The 3,623-nt window shown below is 72.4% G+C and carries 4 protein-coding genes; 1 reads left to right on the top strand and 3 read right to left on the bottom strand.

What is annotated here, in order from left to right; translation table 11 throughout:
• The 3 genes from ACFV4F_RS41740 to ACFV4F_RS41750 form a co-directional block, all read right to left on the bottom strand.
• The coding region (locus ACFV4F_RS41740; protein WP_380510975.1) for a hypothetical protein at positions 1-491 on the bottom strand (491 nt) is incomplete at its 3' end.
• Positions 492-560: 69 nt separating this feature from the next.
• Positions 561-1,349: an SDR family NAD(P)-dependent oxidoreductase gene (locus ACFV4F_RS41745; RefSeq protein WP_380445995.1), complete on the bottom strand. Its 789-nt coding sequence runs from the start codon at positions 1,347-1,349 to the stop codon at positions 561-563.
• 31 nt (positions 1,350-1,380) lie between these two features.
• On the bottom strand, positions 1,381-2,229 hold the full coding sequence (locus ACFV4F_RS41750) for a BTAD domain-containing putative transcriptional regulator (RefSeq protein WP_380510978.1): 849 nt from the start codon (positions 2,227-2,229) through the stop codon (positions 1,381-1,383).
• A gap of 285 nt (positions 2,230-2,514) precedes the next feature.
• On the opposite strand from ACFV4F_RS41750, the gene ACFV4F_RS41755 reads away from it, so the two are divergent.
• Complete coding sequence (locus ACFV4F_RS41755; RefSeq protein WP_380510981.1) at positions 2,515-3,552, top strand: GDP-mannose 4,6-dehydratase; 1,038 nt, start codon at positions 2,515-2,517, stop codon at positions 3,550-3,552.
• Positions 3,553-3,623 lie beyond the last annotated feature (71 nt).

Genomic DNA, 3,623 nt, shown 5'->3' on the forward strand with positions numbered 1-3,623 from the left:
GGCGGGCCCCCCTGCTGCACGGGCGGGGGGGGGGGGGGGGGGCGGGCCGGGCCCCCCCCGCCCGCGGGCGCCCCCCCCCCCGCGCCGGGCCGCCCGACCAGGACGGCGCGCATGCGCGGCCCGTGCGCGAGGCTGCGGCCGAGCTCGGCGAGGACGCCGTCGAGCCCGTCCGGGCCGGCGGCCTCGCGCTCCCACAGGACGTCCGGTCCCGCGCCGGGTTCGACGGCGCGCAGGGCCGTGCGCAGCACGGTGCCGGCGTAGGGCTGGTAGAGCTCGACGAGGTGGAACTCGGCGGCCCGGCGTGGCGGTTGCCGCTCCTCGGGTGTCGGGGGGCGCCACTGCCGGGTGGCGGTGCGGGCCAGTGCGGCGGTGACCGAGCCGGCGTCGAGGCGCCGCGGCGGTCGCCGGGCGGGCAGGCAGGGCGGCGGCTCCGGGGTGCCGGCGACGAACAAGGTGACCGGTGCGCTGGCGAACTGACGGGTCGTCATCATTGATCAGCGGGCACCTGGCCCGGGTCCTTTCCGTCGGTGGCCGTGCGGGGGAGGGGGCTCGGGGCCCGCCTACTGTGTGGCGAGGCCGCCGCAGACGTTGAGGGCCTGGGCCGTGATGCTCGCGGCCGTGGCGGTGGTGAGGTAGCCGGCCAGGGCGGCGACCTCCTCGGGGGTGGTGTAGCGCCCGAGCGGGATCTGGGTCTGGAAGTGCTGGAGGATCGTCTCGGGCGTCGTGTTGTAGGCGGTCGCGTACTCGTGGTGGATGCGCGTGGTGTTGGGGGTGTGCACGTAGCCGGGGCAGATCGCGTTGACGGTGGTGCCGGTGGGGGCGAGCTCCTTGGCGAGGGCCTTCGTGAAGCCGATGACGGCGTGCTTGCTCGCGGTGTAGGGCGCGCCGAGGGTGACGGGCTGCTTCCCGGCGGTGGAGGCGATGTTGATGATGCGCGGGTGGGCCGTGGCGGTGATGTGCCCGTGTCTGAGGGTCTCGCGGGTGACGAGGAAGACGGCGTTCAGGTTGGTGTCGATGACGTCGTACCAGAGGTCGTCGGTGGTCGTCGCGGTGGGGCCGCCGCCGGTGCGGCCGGCGTTGTTGACGAGGACGGTGATGGGCCCGTGGCGGTCCACGGCGTCCTGGACGAGCCTGGTGACCTGGGCCGGGTCGCGGACGTCGCAGGGGGCGCCGTCGGCCTCGATGCCCTCCTCGCGGAGCGTGCCGAGGGTGTCGGTGATGTCCTGGGCCGTGCGCGCGCAGATGTGGACGCGGTGACCGCGGTTGCCCAGCTCGCGGGCGATGGCGAGGCCGATTCCGCGCGTCCCGCCGGTGATGAGGGCGAGGGGTTTGCCGGATGTGGGCGTCATGGCGGGTCCTGGGTGAGGAGGGTGTGGGTGCTCAGGCCGGATACAGGTTGTAGGTCGTGGGGTGGAGGCTGGTGGCGGGCGTGTTGAGCGTGGGGTCGAGCGTGAGGATCGCGTGGTGCAGGTGCTGGAGGTGGGGCGAGGGCTGGATGCCGAGCTCGGCGGTGAGGCGGTGGCGCAGGTGGTGGTACGTGGTGAGCGCGGTGGTCTGCCGCCCGGCCCGGTAGAGGGCGACCATCGCCTGGGCGTGCAGGCCCTCGTGGTGCGGGTGCTGGTGGGTGAGGTGGGTGAGTTCGGGGATCAGCTCGTTGTGCCGGCCCAGGCGCAGGTCGGTGTCGATGCGGCGTTCGAGGGTGACCAGGCGGCTCTCCTCCAGTCGGATGATCTCGGTGCTGAGGATCGGTCCCGGAGTGATGTCGACGAGCGCGGGGCCGTTCCACAGGGCGAGGGCCTCGTGGAAGCGGGCGTTGGCGTCCAGGTCGTGGCCGCGGTTGAAGGCCTCCTGGCCGCGCGTGGTGAGGTCGTTGTACGCCTGGAGGTCGAGGGTGTGGCGGTCGGGGTCGGCGGGCGGGAGGGTGAGCTGGTAGCCGCAGTGTCTGGTGGTCAGGACGTCCTTGGCGGTGGTGTCCTGGCCGGCCGGCGGCGCCCCGGCGAGGGCGTGGGTGATGCGGCGGCGCAGCTGGAGGATGTACGTCTGGAGCGTCGTGAGGGCCCGCCGCGGCGGGTGGTCGCCCCAGATCTCGTGGATGAGCGTGCTCGTGGGGAGGATCCGGTTCGGGTAGAGCGCGAGCAGGGCGAGGATCTGCCGCTGCTTGGCGGCCGTGGGGACGATCGAGGTGCCGTTGAGGTCGGCGGTGAGCGGGCCGAGGACCTGGATGCGCATGGCGGTTCTCCCCTGGGTGCGGGCTCGGCGTGGTCGTCGAAGGAGTGTGCGGATGCGTCCGCACACTAAGCCCGTGCCACGGGGGCGGCGGGTTTTCTCTAGCCCGGGTCGAGCCCGCTTCCGGGCCCGCTGTGGGGGCGCGAACGTCGTGGCGCGTCGTGGTCGTGGGGGCGTGGACGTCGTGATCCGGCCCGAAGTCTCGCAAATTCCTTAGCCGTGCTTCTGGTTCGCTGGCTGTGCCGAGAACGGCCCGCGAGCCCGCGAGCGGTGGCTGAAGGGGAACGGATGTCCAAGCGTGCACTGATCACCGGGGTGACCGGCCAGGACGGGTCGTACCTGGCCGAACACCTCATCTCCCTGGGGTACGAGGTCTGGGGCCTCACCCGGGGACAAGCGAATCCGCGGAAGGACCGGGTCAGCAGGCTGATCCCGGACCTGCGGTTCGTCGACGGCGACCTGATGGACCAGGGCAGCCTGGTCTCCGCCGTCGACTCGATCCAGCCCGACGAGGTCTACAACCTCGGGGCGATCTCGTTCGTGCCGATGTCCTGGCGCCAGCCGGAACTCGTCACCGAGGTCAACGGCACCGGCGTGCTGCGGGTGCTGGAGGCGATCCGGATGGTCAGCGGGATCAACAAGCCGGCCGGCGCGGCCGGCGGTCCCGGGCGGATCCGGTTCTACCAGGCCTCCAGTTCCGAGATGTTCGGCATGGTGGCGGAGACCCCGCAGGACGAGCGGACCACCTTCCATCCACGCAGCCCGTACGGCGTGGTGAAGACCTACGGTCACTACATCACCCGCAACTACCGCGAGTCCTACGGGATGTACGGCGTCTCGGGGATCCTGTTCAACCACGAGTCGCCGCGCCGCGGGGCCGAGTTCGTGACCCGCAAGATCTCGCTGGCGGTCGCGCAGATCAAGCTCGGCCTGCAGGACCGGCTGCTGCTCGGCAACCTCGACGCCGTGCGCGACTGGGGCTTCGCCGGGGACTACGTCCGGGCGATGCACCTGATGCTCCAGCAGGACGAGCCGGGCGACTACGTCATCGGCACCGGGCGGATGCACTCGGTGCGGGACGCGGCCAGGATCGCCTTCGAGTGCGTCGGGCTCGACTGGGAGCGGTACGTCGAGGTGGACCCGGGGCTCGTGCGGCCGGCCGAGGTGGAGACGCTCTGCGCCGACGCCGGCAACGCGCGGGAGAAGCTGGGCTGGGAGCCGAAGGTCGACTTCCCGGAGCTCATGCGGATGATGGTGGAGTCCGACCTGGAGCAGGCGCGCGTCGCCCGCGACTACGGCGAGGTGCTGGCCGGCGCCCGCTGGTGACACGGGCCGGGAACGCTTGAGGGGGGGGGGGTGGGGGTCTCACCCACCCCCGCACGGTGTTTGAGAGTCGG

Origin of the sequence: Kitasatospora sp. NPDC059722 (genome assembly GCF_042733235.1) — a bacterium.
Lineage (GTDB): Bacteria > Actinomycetota > Actinomycetes > Streptomycetales > Streptomycetaceae > Kitasatospora.

What these genes read in the sequence shown, in the direction of transcription:
- ACFV4F_RS41750 (WP_380510978.1), bottom strand. Translation starts at nt 2,229, where the DNA reads ATGCGCATCCAGGTCCTCGGCCCGCTCACCGCCGACCTCAACGGCACC.
- ACFV4F_RS41745 (WP_380445995.1), bottom strand. Translation starts at nt 1,349, where the DNA reads ATGACGCCCACATCCGGCAAACCCCTCGCCCTCATCACCGGCGGGACG.
- ACFV4F_RS41755 (WP_380510981.1), top strand. Translation starts at nt 2,515, where the DNA reads ATGTCCAAGCGTGCACTGATCACCGGGGTGACCGGCCAGGACGGGTCG.